Origin of the sequence: Chitinophaga sp. CCNWYY40 (genome assembly GCF_037483205.1) — a bacterium.
GTDB classification, from domain to species: Bacteria; Bacteroidota; Bacteroidia; order Chitinophagales; family Chitinophagaceae; genus Chitinophaga; species Chitinophaga ginsengisegetis.
On the sequence record NZ_JBBHLF010000001.1, the window covers coordinates 1,256,565 to 1,281,354 of the forward strand.

The following is a 24,790-nucleotide window of genomic DNA, read 5'->3' on the forward strand; positions in this document are numbered from 1 at the left end:
TGTTTTAGTTAGATAATTTTTATGTGGTTGTCCTTCATTTCGTATTTAAAGCGGGAGGTGGCCGAAAGGATCTGCAACACCGTGGAGAGCGGCAGCTGTTTGAATTTCACAGATATTTTTTTATGCCGCCACTGATCAGCGTTGAGCTGTATCGTTACCCCATACCATTGTTCCAGCGTTTGGCATACTTCTGTAAGAGGGGTACGGTCAAACATCAGCTCACCGGTGATCCAGCTGCAAAGCCCGGCGGCATCGGCGGAATTTACTGTAAAAGCGCCGCTGGTGGTTTGATAAAGCATTTGCTGATTGGGGGTAAGCCGGGCCAGTTCATTATTATTATACACACTCACCATGCCCGTGCGCACTGTTATAGCTACCTGTTGATCATGGTTGCTGTTTACTTCAAACGAGGTGCCCAGTACGCTGGTAACAAGCGCCCCTGTTTGTACCAGGAAAGGCTGCTGCGGATTTTTAATAACATCAAAAAATGCGCGGCCGTTCAATTGAACGGTACGGCCTTTTTTATTAAACACATCAGGTACCAACAGCTCTGAGCCGGGGAACAGGTATACCGTGCTGCCGTCGGTAAGCGTTACCCGTTTTGTTACTCCTTTGATAGCCTGTATCCGTTGCGGGGCCGCATCCGCCAGTGCGCCAGCCACCTGTTGATGTGGCCTGATAGTTTTCCATCCGGCCGTACTGATCGCCGTAATCAATACAGCTGCAGCGGCGTACCTGAGCCACGTTGACAAGCGGATCTGTTTGGCCGGGGGGGAAACAGCAGCAGGTTGCCAGCCACTTTTTTGCCGGAACTGCTGCCACGCATTACTGTAATCCAGTTCTGAAAGGGGGAACAATTGATCGGGCGACTGCATTTCAAACGCATCCTGCATACAGGTTGCCACCAGTGCAGGATCTGTTTCGGCGGCTATAAAAGCCTGTACGGCCTCATTTTCTTCCTGGCCGCACTGGCCTTTAAAATAGCGGATCAGTAATTGTCTGGTAATAGCAGGCATAAATAGTATTGACGTATATAAGTAGTACGTCTTTTACTATCTGCAAGGGCTATCTGTTTACATTAAGATAACATTGGAGGATAGCGCTTATAATCGATTCAGGGAGTCTAAAAGGAAAGTGCCGTATAAAACCGATACCACTCCTGTATGGGGTAATTCAGTTTTCAGGAACTGGAGTGCGGCCTTGATGTGATTTTTTACCGTAAATACTGACAGGCCGAGTTGCCTCGCAATATCGGCATGGGATAATCCTTCTTCCCGGCTTAACAGGAAAACCTCCCTTCGTTTGGGAGAGAGGCGGGAAAGACAGTGCTGATATTGTTCCAGCACCCGCCGGGTTTCCCAGATGTATTCAGGGTTTTCGGCCTGCCACTGGTTTTCAAAACCATCTATTGGCACCATATGTGGTTTCTTTTTGCGGCTCACACTTACCAGCTCATTGCGGAGAATAACAAAAATATAGGATTGAAAGGAGCCGGCGCCTGTGATGATCTCCCTGTTTTGCCACACTTTGAGGAGCGTGTCCATCGTAATTTCTTCTGCCTGCGCCCTGTCTTTCAAAAAACGGATGGCAAATGAAAGCAGGCGTTGGTAGTAATGCCTGAAAACCGGCTGATAAGCGGATTCATCGCCGCTTAACCATTTTTCAAGATAGCTTTGTATTGCTTTGTCCATTACGCAGTTGAAACATTCCCGGTAAAGGTAATCAAGCAATATTATGATAAGGTTAAGGATAGAAGGGGCCCTGAAAATGCGAAACCGGTCACTCTTTCAGGAGATGACCGGTGCCGCTTATAAAAACTCTTCTGCTTTATCAATCATATCCCGGGTTCTGCGGGAAGGTAGCTTTGTTATTCATGATATCTATTTCCTGCTGTGGTATGGGGTAAATGAGACGGAAGGCCGGCAGACTCACCTTTTTATTAGCCAGTATTTCGGAAACGGCGCGGTTGGTACGTAGCAGGTCAAACCAGCGGTCGCATTCAAATGACAGCTCCAGGCGGCGTTGCCGGTATATTTCATTCCGGAAGCTGGCCTGGTCCGGCAGGTTGGTAGCCGTTAGCTGCGGAAGACCAGCGCGGGTACGTATCATATTCAGGTAAGTAAACGCATTGCCCGCGGCGCTGTATCCCTGCTCATTGAGGATCTCTGCCTGCATCAGCAGCACATCTGCAAAGCGTAATACCGGGAAGTCGTTGCCAGCGTTTCCGTTAATGGGTTCGTCCACGAACTTACGCGGCATCATGTTGGCATTGCCGGTTGGCTTAACGGATTCCGACAGCGGTTTGCGCAGATCTGCATTGTCATAGGCTTTCAGCAGTGTGGTATCTACTGTGATCGTTTGTGAATTGGCGTACCAGAAGCCATGATCCTGGCCGGCTACACCTTTTGCATAGCGTACAGCGAACAGTATTTCCGCATTGTACTTATTGGTAGTGCTGAATACATCCGCTACTTTAGGCAGCAGTGTAAATACGTTACTGTTTATTACATCCTGCAGCACGGTTTGAGCAGCGGCATATTTTTTCTGGTAGAGATATACCTTGCCCAGCAATCCTTTTGCTGCGCCGCTTGTAACACGCCCTGACTCTGTAGCAGCGTATGTTGCAGGTAAGTTGGCGGCAGCGAAAGTAAGATCTTCTTCTACCTGTTTGTAGATGGAGGCTACATCATCGCGTTTAAGGTTTACAGCATTAACCGGATCTGTGGTAGTAGTCAGCAACGGTACTGCTCCCCACAACCTTACCAGGTTAAAATAATCCAGCGCCCTGATAAAACGCGCTTCTCCCTTAATACGGTTTTTCAATGTTTCATCCATGCTGATGCCATCAATAGCAGCCAGCAGCGTGTTGCACCGGAAGATGCCGTTATATACGCCTACCCATGCATTGTAAAAGTTGGTATTGCCGGGATTATCCGAATAGCGGTTGATCTGGTAGTTTTGACCGGCATTGGCAGAAGGATCCTGGTCTGTAAAGTTGTCCGCGCGTGCCTCCATCAGTATTTCAAAGGTGGAGCCGTATTGACTGCTCTGCGCAAGTGAAGCATAACAGCCATTTACCGCAGTTACCGCATCGCCGGCGGTTTTAAAGAATTGGCCGGGTGCTATGGTAGACACGGGGTTGAGATCCAGGAACTCTTTATTACAGGAGGCAAAAATTAATACCAGTACCGGAAGATAAAGTTTATATTTTTTCATGGTTTGCTGCATTAAAAAGTGACGTTAAGACCAATCATGTAAGTACGTGCCAGCGGGTAGGAACCATAGTCCTCTCCGGCTGTAAGCGCGTTTTCCGTACGGTTGCTGATCTCTGGATTAAATAAAGAATATTTGGAGAAGGTGAACGGATTTTGAACGGCGCCATAGATCCTTGCAGATGAAATGCCTGCCCTGCCCAGCATAGCGGTGGGGAAGTTATAGCCAAGCGCAATGTTCCTGATCCGTACATACGATCCGTCTTCCACATGCCAGGATGAAGTGATACCGTTACCGCCTGTAGCCAGCCTGTTGGCGCGGTTTACTTTACCATTCCCCGGATCTTCCGGAGAAACATAATGATCCTTTACCTCGCTGAGGTTATTGAAATTACCCTCTACATTGGCGATGTAACGTCTGAAGAGATTAAGGATCTTGTTACCCTGGCTGCCCTGGATAGAAATACTCAGATCTACATTCTTATAACGCACCGTATTGCTGAATCCAAAAATGTATTTCGGCTGGAAGCTGCCCACAATAGCCCTGTCGTTGGCATCAATCTTACCATCGCCGTTGATATCCTTAAATTTCAGATCGCCTACGTGTGTAGGATTGCTGGTTTTAGCGGAAGTATCGAGGTCGCGCTGATCCCTGTAGATACCATCTGCCACGTAGAGATAGTAAGAGCCGATGGTTTCACCAATTTTAGTAATGAAGTAAGTATTGCCGGTGCCGCCTGTGGCAATGATAGGAGCGCCTGAAGAACCTAACCTGGTTACCTTATTGGTGTTAAAGGCAATGTTGGCATTTCCTTCCAGTTGCCAGTCTTTCCCGATTTTTTTGTTATAAGACAGTGATATTTCCAGCCCTTTATTGTTTACTGCTCCGATATTCTGCAGATAGGTACTAAACCCGGATGCGCCGGGAACAGGCAGGTTGAGTAGCAGCTTGGTGGTTTTCGCATTATAGTAGTCAACCGTAAAGTTCAACATCTCGTTAAACAAACCTATTTCCAACCCGAGGTCAAAGCTGGCCATACTTTCCCAGGTGAGGTTGGGGTTAGCCGGACTGGTAACAGACACGCCGTTTACCAGCGTCTGGTTCCCCAGGATGTAGTTACTGTTGGCATTACTCATCTGTGCCAGCGATCCATAGTTCGGGATCTGGAAGTTACCGGTAAGACCATAGCTGCTCCTGATCTTTAAAGAACTGATTTGTTTTACGCTGCGAAAAAATGGTTCGTTGGAAACCTGCCATGCGCCTGATACCGCGGGGAAGGATGCCCACTTGCGGTTGATACCGAAACGGGAAGATCCGTCGCGCCTGATAGAGGCAGTCAGGTAATATTTGTTGGCGTAGCTGTATTGCGCCCTGCCCAGCCAGGAGTTAAGGCTCCATTGTTCCAGGCTGGAACCGCCTGCATTTACCTGTCCCGCGTTCAGGGTAGTAACGATGTCCGTGGGAAAGTTGTTGGCAGTAAGGGTATTGTGTTCCTGGTTTTCTTTCTGCACCGTAAACCCGGTCAGTACATCTAATTTATGTTTACCAAAAGTTTTATTGTAGGTAAGCGTATGCTCGGTAAGCCAGTTGGTGTACATATCCGTGTTGGAGAAACCTGTGGCTACAGACGGCAGCGTACCGGAAGGAAGCGGTAAGTTGGACGGCCGGTAATAATCCCTGCGGAAACTGTTCAGGTCTGTGCCTGCAACAATGCGGTATTTCAGATTTTTAATGAATTCATATTCCATATAGGCATTCGCCGTTAAACGGAAGTTCTTGATCCGGTCTTTCACCAGGGAAGCTACTGCTACGGGATTCAGCTGATTGGTTTGTCCGTATCCCCATACATTCACCGAGTCCGCAAAGGTACCATCGGGGTTGCGCACCGGGAAAATAGGAGCATAGCCCAGTGCCAGTGCAATTACGCCGGAATTAGGCGCAAACCAGGGGCCTTCCGCATTCACCAAACGGTTATCGGTATAGGAAGGCGTCATGTTCACACCAAAGTGGAATTTACCGGAGCCGCCATCAACACGGAAGCGGCTGGAATAGCGCTTGTAGTTGTTGTTGATCACGATACCATCCTGGTTAAAGTAGTTGGCGGAGAAATAGTAGGAAAGATCTTCGTTGCCACCGGATACGCTAACCGTATGACTTTGCATGGGTGCCTGCCGGAAAATTTCTTTTTGCCAGTCGGTATTGGTGAGCCCGGGTTTACCTTCCAGGTAAGGAAGTATCTGTGGCGGAATCCGGGTAGAAGGATTTTGTGGTCTTACACTGTTTGGATCCGTTGGTTTGCCGGTAGGCACAGCATCCAGGTAAGCGTTGTTATGGCCTTCATACACGAGCTTTGCATAATCATATGCGTCCAGTACATCTACATGCTTGTTTACTTCCTGCAGGCCATAACTGCCGTCGTAGTTGACAGTCATTTTACCGGCTTCTCCTTTTTTGGTACGGATCAGCACCACGCCGTTGGATCCCCTGGAACCGTAAATGGCGGCAGATGCGGCATCTTTCAGCACATCGATGGACGCAATATCATTCACATTGATAGATGCCAGCGGGTTAAAAGGCTGCTGATAATTATTTACACCGGGAGAAGCGCTGCGGGTATCGTTGGTAATAGGCAGGCCATCTATAACAAACAACGGATTATTGCCGGCACTGATAGAACCTACGCCACGCACGCGGATAGAAACATTCCCGCCGGGTGCGCCATTGGTTTGCATCACCTGGATACCGGCCATTTTACCGGCCAGCGCCTGGTCAAAAGAGGTAACTGCCTGCTGTTTCAGGTCAGACGAACGGAGCGAAGACACGGAGCCTGTCAGCTCTTTTTTTGTACGTGTACCATAACCCACTACCACCAGTTCATTCAGTCCTTTGCTGGCCTCTTTCATACGGATCAGCAACAGGTTGCTGTTCCCGTCTTTTACCTGGAACCCGTTTAACAGGTTGTTTTCATAACCAATAAAACTAAACGTAAAATCATACAGGGCGCCGGTTTTCATTCCCTGTAACCTGAAAACCCCTTTTTCATCTGTGGTGGTGTTTATCTTATCGCTGCCATTACGCTGTTTAACCATTACAGACACGCCAGGCAGTGGTTCGCCACCTTCACTCATAACACTACCTTTAATAGTTACGGCGATGTCTGTGTCCTGCGCATGGGCATGCAGTACACAGCTGAACACTAAAAGCACACAGAGGTACCTTTTTAAAAGTCTGATCATTTTTTGACAGGTGTTAGTTAAAGTTTAAAAATAGATAGCCTGGCACGTGCACATGCTGCAGGTGTTAATGCATGATATAACTGTAGATGAATGATGTTATCTGATCTTCCTGATTGACATATTTCCCTCTCCTGGTGTAAGTTCCAGGTTGTTTAGCTGACAAATAACTTCCAGGATATTCTGTAATGAATCTGTTTTTAATATCTGGCCGGTGAAATAGGCGCCGTCAACATCGCTTTGCTCATAACGGATGTTGATGCCAAAAGCAGTTTCAAGTTTACCGAGTACACTGTCCAGTGGCGCATTATTGAATGCCATCAGTACCGCATGTTTTGTGTCAGCATTTCCTTTGGCAGAACGTGCTGCACCGGCCGCCGCTTTCGCTACTGAATACTGATGCAGGGCGCTGTCGAAATGAAATTCCTCGCCAGGTTGCAAATAAATATCTTCTTTAATAGTGCCATCTTTTGTACGTACCAGTACTTTACCCGTTTCCAGTTTTACAGTTACCATCTGCGGATGCTGCGCATCTACCGTAAACAAGGTTCCCAATGCCATCGTAACAGTATTGCCGGCAGATACTGTAAACGGATTATTCCGGTTTGCTTTCACATTAAAAACTGCCTTACCCTGCAGCGTGATATTGCGTACAGCGCTATCTGCATACAACAAAGCGGCGCCCGGTTCCATTGTTACCAGGGAACCCTCCGGCAAAGTAATGGTCACTGTTTTGAGGGTAGTATTGCGGATGAACTTCACATGCTGCTGCACCACAGCAATATTGCCCGGTCCTTTTTTCTGCAGGTTGCTGTAATACATGGCAACGAGGCCCGCCAGCAATATCAATCCGGCAACAGCTGCGGCATATGGCAGTAACCTGCTGTGCCAGCTCCGTGTTGGCAAACGCTGTATTTGTGCCTCCTGCGCTTCCATCCTGTTATGGAGCTGCATTAATATAGAAGCAGTTTTTTCAGGTGTCAGTGTTTGCTCGCCGGTGATCACTGCGCGGTCAAAGGCTTCCCGCAGCGACTGCCGCAGCACTGCGTCTTCTTCCTGCTCCAGCATTGTTTCCAGGAGCACCACGTCGGACGCGGTAGCCTTTCCGTCTTTTATTTTCTGTATCAGCGCAATAATCTGTTTCATATCTTTCAGGTATAAAAAGTAAGAAGAGGGGAAAAAGAGGGGATAGGTATAGGTTACGGAATTGTTAACAAAAAAACAGGCGTTCCTGTTACAGGTAAATAGTAAGGAAGATAGCCCCCAAAACCGGTACGGTAGGCTGGTTGGAGGCAATGTAAGAGCGGATGGACTCAGAAGAGGACTGGAGATATTCTTTTACGGTATGATGTGAAATGCCGAGAATACGGGCGGCCTCATTGGCAGTTTTACCTTCCAGACGGCATAGCTGGAACACTTTCTTTTTACGGGGAGAAAGATTTTCGATCGCCTCGTCGATCAGCGTCAGCCGGCTTTCCCGGAGGCCCGGACTATCCTCTTCCATTGTATCCCGGATAGCAGGATATACAGACAGTTTTGATTTTTCAAGAGCCAGCTTCTTTAAATACTGTAACGATTTATTATAGCTAACTGCAAACAGCCAGTTGCCGGCTCCCTGTGTAAGGTCCAGCTGGTGGCGACTGTCCCAGAAGCTGAGAAATACTTCCTGCAGGATGTCTTCCGCAATATCATGCCGGTCAACCAACCGGCAGATGTTCTTAAAAACTGCATGGTGATACTGATGATAGATGCTATCAAATGCCATCACGTCTACTGGATTCAAAAAGGAAGTCAAAGCGGTGATTATTTATTTTATCGAAAGTAGCAGGACAATGTTACTCCAACGTTAAATCCGTGAAAGCAGCAGTTTCTATAATAACATTAACATCGCCCACACTTTTATTGTCAGTGGATGTGGCGGTACAACGCAGCTTAAACCGGTTATTGGTATAAGCTTCCTGTTTAACATGCAACACTACTATTTCTCCCGAAAACCCCAGGTTATCTGCCAGTAAAGTCATTTCCCTGACATACATTTTTAATGACTTATCACCGGTGATGTGATGAATATAGGCAGCAGCAAGGTCCAGCAGTGTATTCATCAGGATGGCTACCGGCATCGCGGGGAAGTGAGGAAAGTGTCCTGCGCAATAATCATCCTGTATTTTGCCTAACGAAGCAGACGCTGAGAGGGCGGAAAACTGTACATCAAAAAGCTGCTTCTTTTGACGATACGGATTCTTTAATCCGAAATCCGGTATTTCTTTATGAAAATTGTAATACAGCCGTTCGAATATTGCATGAGGAACTACATGGAAACTGTTTTCTATTCCACAAATAAGTTGATTGTTTTCATCAAGCAAACAGGCTTTTATATTTGCCATTCTTTTACTGAAAAAAGTACAGGTTGCTGTTGCCACTAATTTCTTTCCCGTGTAATGTGTTTTCTCAATGGCCCTTTTGTATGTTCCGCGATGGGCAAGATAGTAGTGCTTTTGTTTTACGGGGTTGCTCAATGCACAGCATACCGATCCCAGGATAGCAAGATGCCTGCATGCCTCTGCCGCACCAATGGGGAAGATCTCATCTCCCAAAGGTTGTTCTACTTCTATACTGGCAGTCGCAAAATTGCCGGCATAAACAATTACATCCTTCAGGGCATAATAAGGTTCATGAACATCTATCAGTTTAAAGATCTCTTCCTTTGATAATATTTTGATTGAATTTCCGGTACGGTTTAACGTGATAGCTTGGGATTGAATCTCCACCATCTCGTCACTTTGGATTGTTTGCAGGCTTTCCATAGTTTGTGTATTTCGGTTTTAAATGGTTATTTGAGGACATAAAAATATACTGCGACCACAGGGTGCGGGCGGTTTGCAAGCGGCAAAAATATGCATGGTAGTTTACCTGCATAGCAGGAACTATTCACTTGTGCGGTAATACCGCCTGTAAGATAATCTGTGGAAACCGGTTAGGCGTCCGTGGTTATTGATTGAGTAAATGAATGCAAACAACTGACCTTCGGGTAACGGTAAATATTATATGGTGTTGATATTTTTACAGTGTGGTAAGCATACTGTATAATGCAGCCGGTGAAGGATGCAGGGTTCTTAGGAATTGTTATTTACTATCGTTACGCACGAATCAGCTGTTCTTTAAAATTAATTAGTTTTGCCAATAATACAAAATGTAATATTCCTTTATGCAGAACTTCCCGGATGCTATTGCCTGAATAACCGGTACCATTTATTTTTGTCGAAATGACAATAATTTGTGAAATTGGCTGGTAAAATAGTATTTTACGGCTTATCCCGGAACAGTGGCAGTATAAAGCAGATGGATAGTTTATAGCGGCAACCATTATAACATAATAAAGGGAATCCATTTTTAAGCGTCAACCAACAATGCCGGTTATGATCCGGTTGTTCCTTTCATGATGAATAATCCTAATTAAAAGCAGGTACGGATTGATTGCCGGCTTCATGATTATTCACTTTTTAAAGTATATCATATAAGCGGGGATGGAGCTGATTAAATCGTTTGAACGTAGCCAACCATACGGAGATGCTGAACTGCTGCAACGGCTTGCTGTTGCTGATGAAGCGGCGTTTTCTGTTGTTTTCAGAGAGTACTATGCCGTTTTGTGTGCTTTCGCACAAAAGATTATCCGGGAAGCTGCTGATCCGGAAGATCTGGTAAATGAAGTGTTTTTAAAATTATGGAACAGGCGCCAGGTATTTGAAGATATCAGGCACCTCAAGGATTTTTTGTATAAATCTACCCGCAATGCCTGCTTTGATACCATCAAGGGTTCTATCCACAGTAAAGAGCGGCAGGCCGTATTTCTTGGAACCCAGGCGGAGTGGGAAACCGCGGCAGATCTTGAAATGATTCGCCTGGAAGTATTCAATGAACTCCATCATGAAATCAACCAGCTACCGGAACAATGCGGTAAAATTATACGCATGGGTTATATCGATGGCCTGAAAAACGATGAAATTGCCCGTGAGCTGGGACTGTCTGTACAAACCGTAAAAAACCAGAAATCGAGAGGCGTGATGTTGTTAAAACGCAGGCTCCCGCCGGAAGCTTTTGTTCTTCTCCTGCTGATATCTGCCCATTCATAATTTTTTTCAGATTGCTTTGGTACTACCAGGTTATCACGTCGTATTAATGGAAAGCGCAGTGCCAACATGGATGAACCAAAATCAAATGCCCTTTTTATAGCGGGCCTTCTCAGCAAGCATCTAAAGGGAAACCTGACCCCGGAAGAGGCGTCGGAGTTACAGGCGTGGATCGCTGATAATGAGCAGCGCCGGCAGTTATGGGATGATATTAATGACGCAGGCGTTCAACAGGTGGCGCTAAAGCTGATTGCACAGTATAATGAAAACGAAGCACTGGAACATTTTCTGGCCAGGCATTCGCCGCATACACAACCAGCACCGGAGCAACGGATTCCTTTCCTGCAACGATGGAAATGGGCAGCAGCAGCTGCGGCTATTATATTTATGGCCGGCGCCTTATACTGGTTCCAGTCCCAACGGCAGGCTCCCGCCGGTTTTGCAAATAATGCACCGGTAACGGATATCTCACCCGGTAAAAATGGCGCTATACTGAAATTAGCAGACGGTTCCAGCATTGCACTGGACAGCCTCGCTAATGGGGTGGTAGCCACGCAGAATGGCACTCCCATCGTACTCGATAATGGCGCGCTGGTATACGGCCGGAGCGGAAACAAAAACAATGAAATTGCCTATAATATAATTACGACCCCAAATGGTCGCCAGTTCCGGGTAGCCTTACCGGATGGTACGCAGGTGTGGTTGAATGCCGCCAGCTCTATCCGCTATCCTACGGTATTTGACGGTAAGCACCGGAATGTGGAGATCACCGGAGAAGTATATTTTGAAGTGGCGCCGGATGCCCGCACACCATTCCAGGTAACCGTGTTGAACAACGCCCGTATTGAAGTACTGGGCACCCATTTCAACGTAAATGCCTACGCAAATGAAGAAAGTCAGCATACCACCCTGCTGGAAGGCGCGGTGAAAGTGATATCGCTGAAAGAACACGCATCAGATCTCTCCCGCAAGGGCATAGTACTCCGTCCCGGACAACAACTGCAATTGTCGGAAACACCCAGGGTTATCGATAATGCAGACATCGATAAAATCATGGCCTGGAAAAACGGTCTTTTCGATTTCGACGGAATGGACCTGAAGTATGCCATGAAACAGATTGCACGGTGGTACGATGTAGAAATCGTATACAGGGGCACTGTACCCGATATTAAATTTTATGGAAAAATCAGCAGGAATATAAGCCTGGCGGGCCTCATCAAAGGCCTGAACAGCACAGGAGTACATTTAAATATTGAAGAGGGCAAACGACTGGTAGTCACACAATAATCATCATCATAAAAAAGATTGTCAAACAGGATTAGCCGGAAAAACAAAAAGCCGGAAGCAGTAGGAGCGCTTCCGGCAGGTAGCCGGCTAAACTAAAATTTCGGTGTAACGAATTTTTTATCAACCAAACCACAACAAATTTATGCAAAAAATCGCTCATGTAGATCGAAAGGGATTCCTATTGCCGGTCCCCATACAAATATTGCGGATTATGAGAATTACTACCTTCTTCCTCTTCGCGTCCTTACTGCATGTTTCCGCAAAAAGTTCATCACAGGCGGTCACTATTTCCGGGAAGGATATTCCTTTGAAAAAGATCTTTGCAGCCGTTTATAAACAAACCGGCTTCGTGGTATTCAGCAACGACCGGTTAATGGAACGCGCTACCCCTATCACCATTAACGCCAGGGAAATTCCTTTACAGGAGTTCCTGGAAAACGTATTTAAAAACCAGCCATTAACTTTTTCTATCGACAGTAAAACTATTTTTCTTGCTGAAAAACCAATCCAGCAGGAGCATATCACGTTTTCAGATTCTACCGTGATCCCTTTGCTGAAAGGTAAGATCCTGGATTCGGCAGGACTTCCTGTACCGGATGTAACGGTAGCCGTGCGGAATACAAAACTGATGGCGGTTACAGACATCCAGGGGGATTTTTCTTTTGTAAACGTACCCCGGAATGCCACGTTGGTAGCCACTAATATTGCTTATCAGCGAAAAGAATTAAAGCTGGAGGGGCGAAGCACGGTCACATTCCGGCTCTTTGCGGAAATCAGGAAACTCGGGGAAGTACAGGTAGTAGTGAATACAGGCTATCAGGCGCTCCCGAAAGAAAGGGCTACCGGGTCATTCGGCGTGGTTACCGGGAAACAGCTGGCGCAGGTACCGGTAGTGAGTATCCTGGAGCGTTTGCAGGGCATGGTGCCCGGCGTGGATATTTCTACCAAAACCACCGCGGGCAAAAGCCGTAACGGGTCGGTGAGAATCCGCGGTTTGTCCACTATTGTGAGTCAATACACCAAAGTAAGTTTAGATCCACTGCTCGTAATAGACGGATTCCCCTCGCAGGTGTCCATCGCCAATGGTGCACTGGATCTGCTTAACCCGGATGATATCGACCAGATCACTTTTCTGAAAGATGCGGCAGCGGCCTCTATCTGGGGTATCCAGGCAGCCAATGGCGTAGTTGTAGTGGTTACAAAGAAAGGTATGCGTAACAGCAAACCGGTTTTCAGTTTCTCCACCACGATGGGTACCAGTAGCAGACCCAGTCTTGGTTATGGAGAAATGATGTCGGTATCACAGTATGTCGACCTGGAAAAAGAACTGCTGGAGAAAGGACGATACAATGATCCGGTTCCGCGCAGTACGCCGGGAAGCTATTACCCGGAAAATAACAGCCAGGTACAGGCGATCTTTTTCAAGCAAAAACGTGGTGAAATAACAGAAGCTGAAATGAACGCACAGCTGGCGGCATTGGGCGCTACGGATAACCGTTCGCAGATGGAGAAATACATGATCCAGTCGCCCACCACGCAACAATATAATCTTTCCATTTCCGGCGGGGGAGTAAACAGCTCTTACTTTTTGTCCGGTTATTTTTATAAGGAAGACCGTGTTTATAAAAGTAATATGAACAAGGGATATTCCCTGAGAGCAGGCAATACCTCCAGTTTATTGAACGGGCGTGTTACCGTAAGCACTGACCTGACTTTTGGAAATACCAGGGATAAAATAAATAATGCTGCCGTAACGGCAATGAGCACGGTATCCGGTGGTATGCGGCCTTATGATATGCTCAAAGATGCAGCGGGTAATAACATCCGTTACGATCTGCTTACTATTCCATCAACCGCCAGGTATCTTGAAGGTAAAGGATATCTTCCGTTTGGTTATTCTCCTATCGAAGAACTGCAGTATTCCAATACCCATAATACCGCCAATAGTCTGGCATTGAATGTGGCCGTAAATGGCAACATCACTTCCTGGCTGGGAGTGGGCGTTTCGGGTAATGTGGGCAGAATGTTTACGGAATATGAGCAGTATTGGGAACCAGATAGCTACGACGCCAGAATACTGGTGAATAAGGGAACCAGTCTGAGTCCTACCGGCGCCCGCGTGTATGGCGTGCCTCCGGGCGGAAGACTGGATCTTGGCAGTGGCCTGGGGAAAAGTTATAACCTGCGCGGACAGATCAATGTAAATAAGAACTGGAACGACAGGCACCAGCTGAATTTAGTGATAGGTAACGAGATCAGGGAATCCTATAATAAAGGCAGCGGGGAAATGCGTTATGGTTATGATAAGTCCATCAATACTTTCCGTAGTGTGAATCCTTTTGTTGGATTTAAAGATATCTATGGCATAACGCAGTCTATCGGCGCCACTTCCAGGCCAGTCACAGAAAAAACCACCCGGTCGCTGTCGTACTATGCGAACGGATCTTACACCTTTGATAATAAATATACTGTTTCAGGAAGTGCGCGCTTTGACGATTATAATCTGCTGGGGGTTGAACGGCGTAAAAGGGCCATCCCATTGTGGTCAGGTGGCCTGAAGTGGAATATTGGCAAGGAAGAATGGTTCAGTAATATAAGATGGATGGATCAGCTGGCAGCACGCTTCACCTATGGCTTCAGCGGAAATGCACCGCAGGGCTATGCGCCGGTTACCACTATCAGTTTGCTGGGAGCAGATTATTACACCAACTATCCCTACGGTGTGATTGCCAATCCTGCAATGGAAAACCTGGGATGGGAAAAAACCAGGATGATTAACTGGGGTCTTGATTTTTCCTTCTTTAAAAACCGGGTATTTGGTTCTGCAGAATATTATAAAAAACATACTACAGATATCATCTGGCAGATGCCTATTAACGGTACTTATGGTTTTACGTCTACTTTATTTAATACGGCTAACCTGGAAGGACATGGGGTAGACCTGGGCATCAATGTAGTGCCTGTGTTGAATAAAAACTGGAGGTGGACGGCTACTATCAATATGTCTTATAATACGAACATCATTAAAGATCCACGCTTCGAAAAACCTACTACTTATTTTGCACCGGAGATGTTGTACTCGGGTTACCCCACGGATTACCTGTTTACCTATGCCTGGGCAGGACTGGATAATACCGGCCAGTCGCAGATCTATAACGGCAATGACCGTTCCAAGAAGTATTCTGTAATGGAGTCGCCATATGAAAACGTCCGTGTTTATTCCGGACGTACCACCTCTCCGTGGTTTGGAAGTTTCAGTCACTCGGTACAATACAAAGGCTTCGACCTGAACGTGCAATTCCAGTGCGCTTTCGGCGGTGTTTTCCTGAAGCCGTCTATCCAGGACGTAGGCTATAGTAATAATGTTTTTGTAGGAAGAACCGGTGATCTGGCGAATCGTTGGAGAAAGCCGGGCGATGAGGCTTCTACCAATGTTCCCGGGCTGATATTTGGCGCCAATACCAATTTTTATGCGAGCGTTAACCGGTATATAGAATCGGACCTGCTGGTAAGAAGCCGCAGCAATATCAAATTGCAACAGGTGATGTTGTCTTATAACATCCCTGCCGCTTTGCTCGGAAAGGTAGCAATGAAGAGCATGACCGTTTCTGCAGTGGCCCGCAACCTGGGTATGATCTGGGCGGCCAATAAGGAAAAGCTGGATCCCGATTACCTGTACAAAACAGGGAATAACTACCAGCTTCCTCCATTAACCAATTATTCTTTCAGAGTTGCACTGAGTTTCTAATTCATTAAACCGAAAAGTATGCGTCACTATAAAATAATTATTGCGTTTTTATTGTTGAGTGCCGGCATGATTTCCTGCCGTAAATATGTGGAAGATGTGCCCATACAGGGGCAGCGTGTGCTGGTATATACAGAAGATTACCGTTTTTTACTGAATAACCGGGATCAGCAGGAAGCGGCGTTCGGGTCGGCTCCGCTGGTGAGTTGTGACGATGTGGATTTCATCGCACCGGAGATCCAGAATAATATTAAAGCCAATAATACACAAAAGGCTATTTATACCTGGCGTAAACCGGTTTATACGGATCTTGCGCAGGACTATGACTGGAATACGCTGTATGCTACCATGTATACCTATAACATTGTGATTGATGGAGTAATGGACAGTAAAGGGGGAGATATGTTATTAAAACAAACGCTCCTCGGCGAAGCGCTGTTACACCGGGCCTTTAATTATTTTAACCTGGTTAACCTGTATGGCAAACAATATGATGCAGCCACCGCTGAAACAGATCCGGGAGTGCCCGTTTTACTAAAGGCAGCCCTTTTCGTGGATTTAAAAAGAGCATCGGTGAAACAGGTGTATGCGCAGGTGCTGAAAGATATCACGGCTGCGATTCCGATCCTGCCACTTCAACAGGATATTAATTTCAGACCCAACAAGGCGGCGGCTTATGCGCTGTTATCCAAAGTATATCTTAACATGCGCGACTTTGCCAATGCTGCTGCTTTTGCCGATAGTACGCTGGCTTTATCCAGCACGCTGTACGACTATAACGTAGCGGTGGCCGGAAGCAGTTACATTTTTCCTTCGCAGCTTGAAGATAAGCAGATCCTGTTGCGCAAAGTTCCCCGTCAAACGTTTAGCGCCCCGCAGTTAAGTCAGGCGATGCTCGATTTACTCGGAACAAAAGATTTGCGCTATCAACTTTTTGTAAAACAAGGTGCTTCGTTTTACCCTTCATTTACCGGGCTGGGTTTCTGGTCGCGTGAAAAATATTCAGGCTCGCCGGATAAGCCGGCAGCGGGCCTCTCTGTCAACGAAACCTGGCTGATTAAAGCGGAATGCCTCGCCCGTGCAGGTAAAAAAGACGACGCCGTGAATATGCTGAACATCCTCCGCAAGCTGCGTTTCCTGCCCGCGGATTATGCCGGCCTCACTGCTGCCACTGCTGCAGAAGCATTGCAACTGGTAGTGGATGAACGCCGCCGCGAATTTTTTGGCAGCGGGCTGCGTTGGTTTGATCAGCGCCGGCTGAACAAAGATCCGCAATTCGCTAAAACTGTTACCAGGTCGTTTGATGGAGCCACCTATACATTGGAACCCAATAGTACTGGTTATGTGTTTCCGCTGGCGAATATACTCATCGCCCAGAATCCGGAAATGGAACAGAATCCATAGACTGTACATCTGCAAAAAAAAATTATAAAATAAATGGAATCAAGTATTCTGAGAATTGAAAAGTTATCCCACCGGTACAGTACTTCCTGGGCCATCCGCGATATCAATATGGAGATTGGCCCAACAGGTATTGTAGGGTTACTGGGCTCAAACGGCGCAGGAAAATCTACTACCATGAATATTGTATGCGGCGCATTGAACCAGACCGAAGGCGATGTGTACATCAACGGTGTTAATATGAAAGAAGATCCGCAGCAGGCTAAAAGAGATATCGGATTTCTCCCGCAACAGCCGCCGCTTTACATGGATCTTACGGTAGACGAATACCTCAGGTATTGCGCCGGCCTGCGGCATCTGCCAAAGGATAAAATGAAATCCGCCGTAAAGGAAGCCAAAGAGCGCTGCGGGGTGGATCATTTCAGCAAACGACTGATCCGGAACCTCTCAGGAGGTTACCGGCAGCGCGTAGGCATTGCACAGGCCATTGTGCACCGGCCCAAACTGGTAGTGCTGGACGAGCCCACCAACGGGCTGGACCCCAACCAGATCATAGAGGTACGGTCGCTGATCAAAGAGATTGCGCGCGACAGAGCCGTGATTTTTTCTTCTCACATCCTGTCGGAAGTACAGATACTATGTAAAGAAATCAGGATGATCGAAAACGGGAAAATCGTTTTCTCCGATACAATGGACACCTTTAACAACTACGTAGAGCCACATAGTGTGCTCGTACACCTGGAGAACCCACCGGTGGAAGCAGAGCTGTTAAAAATTAACGGCGTTACGCAGGTAGAGTTTCTTACCGAACGGCAGCTGCGCATTTACTTCAACGGGGAACAGGATATTACAGAAAGGATCGTTGCAGCATCGGTACATAATGGCTGGAGACTGCGGGAGATCAGCCTTGATAAAAGTGCGCTTGACGAAATATTTAAGCAGTTATCCCATCCATCATCAAAACAATAACCTATTAATGAAGACGATATTAAGAATAGCCAAAACAGAGTTACGCACCCTGTTTTACTCACCTATTGCATGGTTTTTAATGATTGTATTCCTCATCCAATGCGGAGTAACCTACCTGGATGCTTTAGAGGGAATAGCAAGAGAGCAGGATGCAGGCGGAAAGTTTTTCGGCAGCGTAACAGAATATGTTTTCCTCAGCAACCGGGGCGTATTAGGTGGCGTGCTGCGGAATTTATATTTATATATTCCACTGCTCACGATGGGGTTGGTAAGCCGTGAAACCAGCAGCGGAACAATTAAGCTGTTGTATACATCGCCTATCCGCGTAAGGGAAATTGTGTTCGGGAAATTCCTGGCCATGATGATCTATAGCGGGTTGCTGGTGATGATTTTTACTGTTTTTGTTGTTTCCGGTATGTTCCAGATCAAATCGCCCGATTCCGGTATGCTGATCAGCGCTATGCTGGGACTGTACCTGTTGCTTTGCGCCTACTCGGCCATCGGGTTGTTTATGTCGTGCCTCACCACTTACCAGGTGGTAGCAGCGGTATGCACTTTTGTAATGATAGGGTTGCTATCCTATGTTGGCACGCTTTGGCAGGATATTGCATTTGTGCGGACGCTGACCTATTTCCTGTCTATTTCCGGCCGCACAGGAAACATGCTGGTAGGACTTATTACGTCAAAGGATGTCATCTATTTTGTGGCCATCGTGTACCTTTTTCTCGGGCTTAGTATCTATAAGCTGAAAGCTGGCATGGAATCCAAACCGGCGCTTGTAAAAGCAGGGCGATACACTTTTGTGATAGTATCCACACTGGTTATTGGCTATTTCAGTTCTATTCCTTCACTGGTGGGCTATTATGACGCTACCCGCGCAAAAGAAAGAACGCTGACGCCTAATGCACAGAAAATTATAAAAGAACTGGGAGATGCCCCCCTGGAAGTTACCGCGTATAATAACCTGCTGGGCCGTTACTGGGATCTGGGCCGCCCCGACTCCTACAACCGGAACCTGGCCCGTTGGGAGCCATATACCCGGTTCAAACACAACATTGAACTTAAAACGGTTTTATATTATGATACGGCCTTTGAAAGCCCTGGTATGTTGCGGTACTACAAGGATAAAACATTGGAACAGATAGCCAAACAGTATGCAGACAGTAAGGATCTTACGATGGACCAGTTCAAAACGCCCGCTGAAATACGCAAAATAATTGACCTGAAACCAGAGCTGAACCGGTACGTGATGCAGCTGAAGTACAAAGGCAGAACTACTTTCCTGCGGGTGTTTGACGACAACATGCAGTGGCCGAGTGAAACAGAAGTATCAGCAGCATTCAAGCGGTTGCTACAGGCGAAGATGCCCAAAATAATTTTCCTGACGGGGCACCTGGAGCGGAGTATAAATAAGCTGGGAGACAGGGAGTACAAAGTACTCACTAACCTCACTACTTTTCGTAATTCACTCCTGAACCAGGGATTTGATGTAGATACGCTATCCCTGGATTCACAGGATATTCCTGCTGATATTTCAGCCCTGGTACTGGCAGATCCGAAGGTGGCTATGACTGCCGCCAGTATTGAAAAACTGAAGCAATATGTAAACAGGGGAGGGAATTTGCTGGTGGCCGGAGAGCCTGGCAAACAGGCGATCCTGAATCCATTTCTCCAACACCTGGGCGTGCAGTTGATGGATGGTATATTGGTGCAAACCAGTAAAGATCTGCAACCGGAGCTGATCACACCTTATCTCACCGAAACCGTCTCGTCGTTTTATCCTGCGTTGGCCCACAGTCACCACGATAGCGCAATGGCTACCATGCCACGGGCAACAGCCCTCGCTTATGCCGATACTGGCGTATTCACCATCAAACCATTGCTGATAACGAGCGAGAAAAACTGCTGGCTGAAAAAAGATAACCTCGTGACAGATTCCGCGGAAGTTGTTTTTTCGCCGGAAAATGGAGATGTACGTAAATCCTTTGCCACAGCGCTTTCCCTGACCCGTAAGGTCAATAATAAAGAGCAGCGTATTATCGTAACGGGTGATGCCGACTTTATGGGCAACGCGGAATTGCAGCGTTTTAATTTAAGGAATGCAAATTTTGTTTTTAACACCGCCTTATTCAGCTGGCTGAGTTACGGCGAATTCCCGATCGATAGCACCCGCCCTAAACCGGAAGACACAGCGGTGCTGTTAACAAAGGGGCAGGTGAAATTCCTGCGGATTATTTACCTGTGGGTGCTGCCCGGTATCCTGCTTGCATTTGGAGCCATATTGCTTATCAGACGGAAAAGAAAATAGCAGGGATTGTTTAAACTTTTTATAAGATGATTTTTAATACAGATAAGCAAACCCTTACTGATCTTAATATACTGGGGAAACCAGGCGCTGATTCTATCTACACTGTTTTTAATCATACCAGTACGCGTGGTGGCGCAGCGGTGCTGGAAAATATGTTCAGGTACCCGCTTGCGGAGAAGGCTGCCATCAATAACCGGAGCGGGAAGATCAGGTTTTTTCAGTCTGTTAATGCCGGTTTCCCTTTCAGCAGCGGTTTGTTTGATGTAATAGAAGGCTACCTGGCTATACAGGACGACCGGACCCGTTTATCGCCGGAAGGGAATACGCTGGCGAGGAAATTCAACAACCTGATCGCGGCGGATAATAACTTTAAAGCGGTCAGCGACGGGATCCGGTCGGTGATAGAGATGCTGCATATGCTGCAGGGCTTTTTCGTTTATATGGCAACGTTGCCCGCCGACAACCCCTACGGGACGGATATGGCGGAAATGAAAAAGCTCCTGCAGGACCCGGCATTGGAGCAGGTATTGCAGGAACCCGCAGGTAGTAAGCTGGCTTATGCCAAAGTAGTGGAATATGACCAGCTGCTCAGGTTCCGGCTCAGCAAAGAGCTGAGCAAAATGTTATCCCTGATCTATCATTTAGATGTGTATATTACCGTAGCCAGGGTGGCCACGGAAAGGAAGCTGGTATTCCCTGTTGCCTTAGATGCGGGGAGCCATCATATACGGCTGGAGGGCGTTTACCATCCGCAGGTAGCAAACGCGGTACCCAATACGATACATATTACACCGGAGAACAACGTTGTTTTTTTAACCGGCGCCAATATGGCGGGCAAATCTACCTTTATGAAATCCTTAGGTATCGCTATGTTCCTGGCGCATATGGGCTTTCCCGTTGCCGCGGAGAAAATGGAGTTTGCCGTGAGGGATGGTATTTATACGACCATTAATTTACCGGATGATCTTTCCTCCGGCAGTAGTCATTTCTATACAGAAGTGTTGCGGATAAAAAAGATCGCCAGAGAACTATCCAAAGCAAAGAACCTGTTCCTCATCTTTGATGAACTTTTCAGAGGCACCAATGTAAAAGATGCTTATGAAGGCACCGTGGCAGTTACCGCTGCTTTTGCAGAAAGAGAGAATTGTATTTTTGTGATTTCAACACATATAACAGAGGCGGGAGAAGTGCTGAAAGAACGATGCAGGAATATCCATTTTATTTTTCTTCCTACAAAAATGGAAAATAACAAACCCGTTTATACGTACAGGTTAGCTGCCGGTATCACCACCGACAGGCATGGGATGCTTATTATCAATAACGAAGGTATCCTGGATATCATCAGCAAAAAAAAAGATAAAAACAAGGACGCATGAGTTTTCTCGCAGACAAACAGACGCTTGATGATCTGAACATCCCCGGCAGGTACAACAACAAATCCATATATCGTATATTCGATAGCGTTATAACCAATGGTGGCAGGAAATTGCTGGATGATATGTTCCGGCATCCACTGACAGATCCTGTTGCCATCAATGAACGCAGTAGTATCTTTCAGTACTTTGGCCGGAACCCGGTTGCCTTCCCGTTCAGTAGTGAAGCATTCCATGTTGTAGAAAATTATCTTACCACCGGAGCGGCCACCAATATGCCGGCGGCCGCGTGGAATATAGTGTCCAGGAAGTTGCTTAAAACGGTGATACGCGATACTGGTTATGACCTGCTTGTGGCAGGGTTGGGTAACACTATCGCCTTGTTAACTGCTTTCAGGGACTTCGTTTACAAACTGGAGCAGCAGGGCGCCTACAGCCCCGTTCAGGAACACTTCGAAAAAGTCCGGAAGATCTTTAATGACAGGCGGTTGCAATGGATCAGGGAAGAAACTGATGTGAAGCAGCTATCGCTGCTGAAACTGATAAAATATGATTACCAGCTGAGAACAGGATGCCTCGGGGAGATGAAGATCCTGATAGATATTATTTATCAGTTTGATGTATATATAGCCGTATCCACTGTTGCGCGGACAAAGCATTTTTGTTATGCGAAAGCTTTACCAAAACATAAAAATGTACTCAACATCAGTGGTTTGTTCCATCCGTCAGTAGAGCATGCAGTATCTAACAATATTTCATTTGATCCGGGGTCTAATGTTGCTTTTCTTACCGGTGCGAATATGGCGGGGAAGTCTACATTTATGAAGTCGTTTGGCATTGCCGTTTACCTGTCGCACATGGGGTTTCCGGTACCGGCAACAGAAATGGAATTTTCTGTAAAAGACGGTCTTTTCTCTACTATTAATGTACCCGACAGCCTGGAGCATGGCTATAGTCATTTTTATGCGGAAGTATTGCGGGTGAAAAGCGTAGCGGAGCAGGTAGGAGAGTCAAAAGACCTGGTAGTGATATTCGATGAGTTATTTAAAGGCACGAATGTAAAGGATGCCTTTGACGCCACACTGGCTATTACGGCTGCTTTTTCAGAGAATAAGCATTGCTTTTTTATTATCTCCTCTCACATTATTGAAGTAGGAGAGGCGTTAAAAGAGCGGGGCGGCAGCTTCCGTTTTTTATACCTGCCAACAGTGATGGAAGGCAATGTGCCCAGGTATACTTATCAGTTGAAAGAAGGCATCACGGCAGATCGGCATGGAATGATCATTATTGAGAATGAAGGGTTGATAGAATTGATCCGTAAGCGGGACTGAAGATTTTAAAAAGAAGAAAGCCTTGCAGTAAAAACTGTAAGGCTTTTTTTATTCCTTTTATTTAAGATGAAGAAATGCCAGCGTTTCTCCTTTTGGAAGCTCCCGTGCGGCGTAATGAAGACTGAGATTATGATCTGCATTACTCTTTTCCAGTTGCAACAGTTCTTTCACTGGTATCGTCATACTTACATCAGACCCGGTGGCATTGGCAAACGTCCATTTCTTCAGTGTATTTCCTTTCTCATCTTTCAATACAATACTCCTGTCTGTACCCGTTACGGGTGAAGCGCAATGCTTATAATTGATACGCAGCTGATCGCCGGAACTTGCCTGACTTAGTTGTAGTACTCTTAAATTCAGCGGCTGGTTCACTGATTGTTTCAGGATGAGTTTGTTGTTGAGATAGATCTCATAACTATCCAGTCCTACCTTTGTGGTGAAACTGAATACAGTAAAGGCTAACGCCATCAGCGTAAATAGCCGGATAAATGTTGTACGTTTCATAATATAAATTTTTAGGTGAAAGATGTTTAACGGATCTCTGATAACAATATTAAGAGAAAAGGAAGGGGCGCAGAAAAATAGTAGACCAGTAAACAAAATAGTAGATGAATGAGCGCTATGATGAACGTCCCCGGTTTTATTATTATCTTCCTCTACTATTTACGCCGTTTGTCGATATTATTTTGTAGGATTAACGCTTTTAGTTTCTTTTATGATGAATGATATATGAAAATGGAGTTGCTGGATAAACAGATAACGCTGCCGTTTTCGAAACGCAGCGTTTCATTAAAGTATGCCCTGGCACATAGTGCTTATTGGATCCTGGTTACCGGGTTCTTCATCTATGAGAAAAGGTATCTCATCTACAAAGCCAGCATGCCGTATTTTGCAGCCTGTGTATCGGTGAGAATATTGCTGCTCATGGTAATCGCTTATCTTAACCTGCACCACTTCTTACCGCGATACCTGTTAAAGAAACGCTACGTTGCCTATTTTACGTCGCTTATCGTTTCTGTGATAGTTTACCTGATCGCCCAAAGCCTGTTTGATTATTACCTGTATGGTTACGTAATAGGCCCGATGCGCAACAGTGATTTAATGGAATCGCTGTCGTACAATTTTTTCAGCACATTGTGGTATATCGGTTTAATGCTGGCGCTTAAATTAAGTATGGACTGGTACGGGCAACAGCTTCTCATTCAGAAGATCACTGTAGAGAAATTGCATGCAGAAGTGAATTTTCTCCGTGCCCAGGTAAATCCGCATTTCTTATTTAACGCATTAAACAACCTGTATGCGCTAACGCTTAAGCAATCAGCGCTGGCGCCGGATGTGGTATTGAAGTTGTCAGAGATGATGGAGTATATGTTGTACGACAGTACCGATACAAAGGTATTGTTAGAGAAAGAAGTTACGTATCTCAACAATTACATGGAACTGGAGCGGCTGAGATTTAATGCCGATGCCACTATCGTATTAACTATTAACGGCGAACTGAATGGACATGAAATTGCGCCGTTGCTGTTATTGCCTTTAGTGGAAAACGCATTCAAACACGGGGTTAGCAAACAGGTGGAGAATAGTTGGTTGAGGGCAGATATTGTGCTGAAGGAGAAAGTATTAACAGTGATTATAGAGAACTCCAAACCGCTTTCAGGGGGCCGTAAAAGTAAAGGTGGGATAGGACTTGATAATTTACGAAAACGACTGGAGCTGCTTTATCCGGGCAGGTATCAGTTTGAGTTGGAAGATAGAAAGCATACTTTTCAGGCCAAACTGGTAATTGAATTATAATAGAAC

17 protein-coding genes are annotated in these 24,790 nt (G+C 46.2%); 9 read left to right on the forward strand and 8 right to left on the reverse strand.

The features are described from left to right. Nucleotides 1-8: 8 nt before the first annotated feature. The 7 genes from V7S65_RS05105 to V7S65_RS05135 all read right to left on the reverse strand — a co-directional run bounded on the left by V7S65_RS05105 (nucleotide 9) and on the right by V7S65_RS05135 (nucleotide 9,250). Nucleotides 9-1,016: a FecR family protein gene (locus V7S65_RS05105; RefSeq protein ID WP_336385996.1), complete on the reverse strand. Its 1,008-nt coding sequence runs from the start codon at nucleotides 1,014-1,016 to the stop codon at nucleotides 9-11. 87 nt (nucleotides 1,017-1,103) lie between these two features. Then, nucleotides 1,104-1,691, reverse strand: coding sequence for an RNA polymerase sigma factor (locus V7S65_RS05110; protein WP_336385995.1), 588 nt, complete (start codon nucleotides 1,689-1,691; stop codon nucleotides 1,104-1,106). Between the two features lie 139 nt (nucleotides 1,692-1,830). Further along, entirely contained in the window at nucleotides 1,831-3,216 is a 1,386-nt protein-coding gene (locus V7S65_RS05115) for a RagB/SusD family nutrient uptake outer membrane protein (protein ID WP_336385994.1), read from the reverse strand. A gap of 11 nt (nucleotides 3,217-3,227) precedes the next feature. Then, nucleotides 3,228-6,419: a SusC/RagA family TonB-linked outer membrane protein gene (locus tag V7S65_RS05120; RefSeq protein ID WP_339545279.1), complete on the reverse strand. Its 3,192-nt coding sequence runs from the start codon at nucleotides 6,417-6,419 to the stop codon at nucleotides 3,228-3,230. A 126-nt stretch (nucleotides 6,420-6,545) separates the two neighbouring features. Continuing rightward, nucleotides 6,546-7,592: a FecR family protein gene (locus V7S65_RS05125; protein ID WP_336385992.1), complete on the reverse strand. Its 1,047-nt coding sequence runs from the start codon at nucleotides 7,590-7,592 to the stop codon at nucleotides 6,546-6,548. Between the two features lie 88 nt (nucleotides 7,593-7,680). Continuing rightward, nucleotides 7,681-8,241 (reverse strand): RNA polymerase sigma factor, encoded by a 561-nt coding sequence (locus tag V7S65_RS05130; RefSeq protein WP_079467900.1) that lies wholly within the window; start codon nucleotides 8,239-8,241, stop codon nucleotides 7,681-7,683. A 40-nt stretch (nucleotides 8,242-8,281) separates the two neighbouring features. Then, entirely contained in the window at nucleotides 8,282-9,250 is a 969-nt protein-coding gene (locus V7S65_RS05135; RefSeq protein ID WP_336385991.1) for a hypothetical protein, read from the reverse strand. 720 nt (nucleotides 9,251-9,970) lie between these two features. Here V7S65_RS05135 and V7S65_RS05140 point away from each other — a divergent pair. The 8 genes from V7S65_RS05140 to V7S65_RS05175 all read left to right on the forward strand — a co-directional run bounded on the left by V7S65_RS05140 (nucleotide 9,971) and on the right by V7S65_RS05175 (nucleotide 22,987). Further along, nucleotides 9,971-10,576, forward strand: coding sequence for an RNA polymerase sigma factor (locus V7S65_RS05140; protein WP_336385990.1), 606 nt, complete (start codon nucleotides 9,971-9,973; stop codon nucleotides 10,574-10,576). Nucleotides 10,577-10,642: 66 nt separating this feature from the next. Continuing rightward, entirely contained in the window at nucleotides 10,643-11,860 is a 1,218-nt protein-coding gene (locus tag V7S65_RS05145; protein ID WP_336385989.1) for a FecR domain-containing protein, read from the forward strand. Between the two features lie 211 nt (nucleotides 11,861-12,071). After that, on the forward strand, nucleotides 12,072-15,608 hold the full coding sequence (locus V7S65_RS05150; protein ID WP_336385988.1) for a SusC/RagA family TonB-linked outer membrane protein: 3,537 nt from the start codon (nucleotides 12,072-12,074) through the stop codon (nucleotides 15,606-15,608). A gap of 18 nt (nucleotides 15,609-15,626) precedes the next feature. Further along, nucleotides 15,627-17,009, forward strand: coding sequence for a RagB/SusD family nutrient uptake outer membrane protein (locus V7S65_RS05155; protein ID WP_336385987.1), 1,383 nt, complete (start codon nucleotides 15,627-15,629; stop codon nucleotides 17,007-17,009). A 33-nt stretch (nucleotides 17,010-17,042) separates the two neighbouring features. Further along, complete coding sequence (locus tag V7S65_RS05160; protein ID WP_079467894.1) at nucleotides 17,043-17,975, forward strand: ABC transporter ATP-binding protein; 933 nt, start codon at nucleotides 17,043-17,045, stop codon at nucleotides 17,973-17,975. 7 nt (nucleotides 17,976-17,982) lie between these two features. Next, nucleotides 17,983-20,283, forward strand: a complete 2,301-nt coding sequence (locus V7S65_RS05165) for a Gldg family protein (protein ID WP_336385986.1) — start codon at nucleotides 17,983-17,985, stop codon at nucleotides 20,281-20,283. A 26-nt stretch (nucleotides 20,284-20,309) separates the two neighbouring features. Beyond that, a complete protein-coding gene (locus V7S65_RS05170; RefSeq protein ID WP_111578617.1) occupies nucleotides 20,310-21,659 on the forward strand; it encodes a MutS-related protein in 1,350 nt (449 codons plus the stop codon). Then, nucleotides 21,656-22,987 carry a MutS-related protein gene (locus tag V7S65_RS05175; protein WP_336385985.1) on the forward strand — a complete coding sequence of 444 codons (1,332 nt, stop codon included), beginning with the start codon at nucleotides 21,656-21,658 and terminating at the stop codon, nucleotides 22,985-22,987. The genes V7S65_RS05170 and V7S65_RS05175 overlap by 4 nt, the downstream gene beginning before the upstream one ends. A 57-nt stretch (nucleotides 22,988-23,044) precedes the next feature. Here V7S65_RS05175 and V7S65_RS05180 read toward each other — a convergent pair whose 3' ends face one another. Next, nucleotides 23,045-23,491 carry a hypothetical protein gene (locus V7S65_RS05180; protein WP_336385984.1) on the reverse strand — a complete coding sequence of 149 codons (447 nt, stop codon included), beginning with the start codon at nucleotides 23,489-23,491 and terminating at the stop codon, nucleotides 23,045-23,047. A 225-nt stretch (nucleotides 23,492-23,716) separates the two neighbouring features. Here V7S65_RS05180 and V7S65_RS05185 point away from each other — a divergent pair, with 225 nt between their 5' ends. Beyond that, nucleotides 23,717-24,784, forward strand: coding sequence for a sensor histidine kinase (locus V7S65_RS05185; RefSeq protein WP_336385983.1), 1,068 nt, complete (start codon nucleotides 23,717-23,719; stop codon nucleotides 24,782-24,784). Nucleotides 24,785-24,790: the final 6 nt, after the last annotated feature.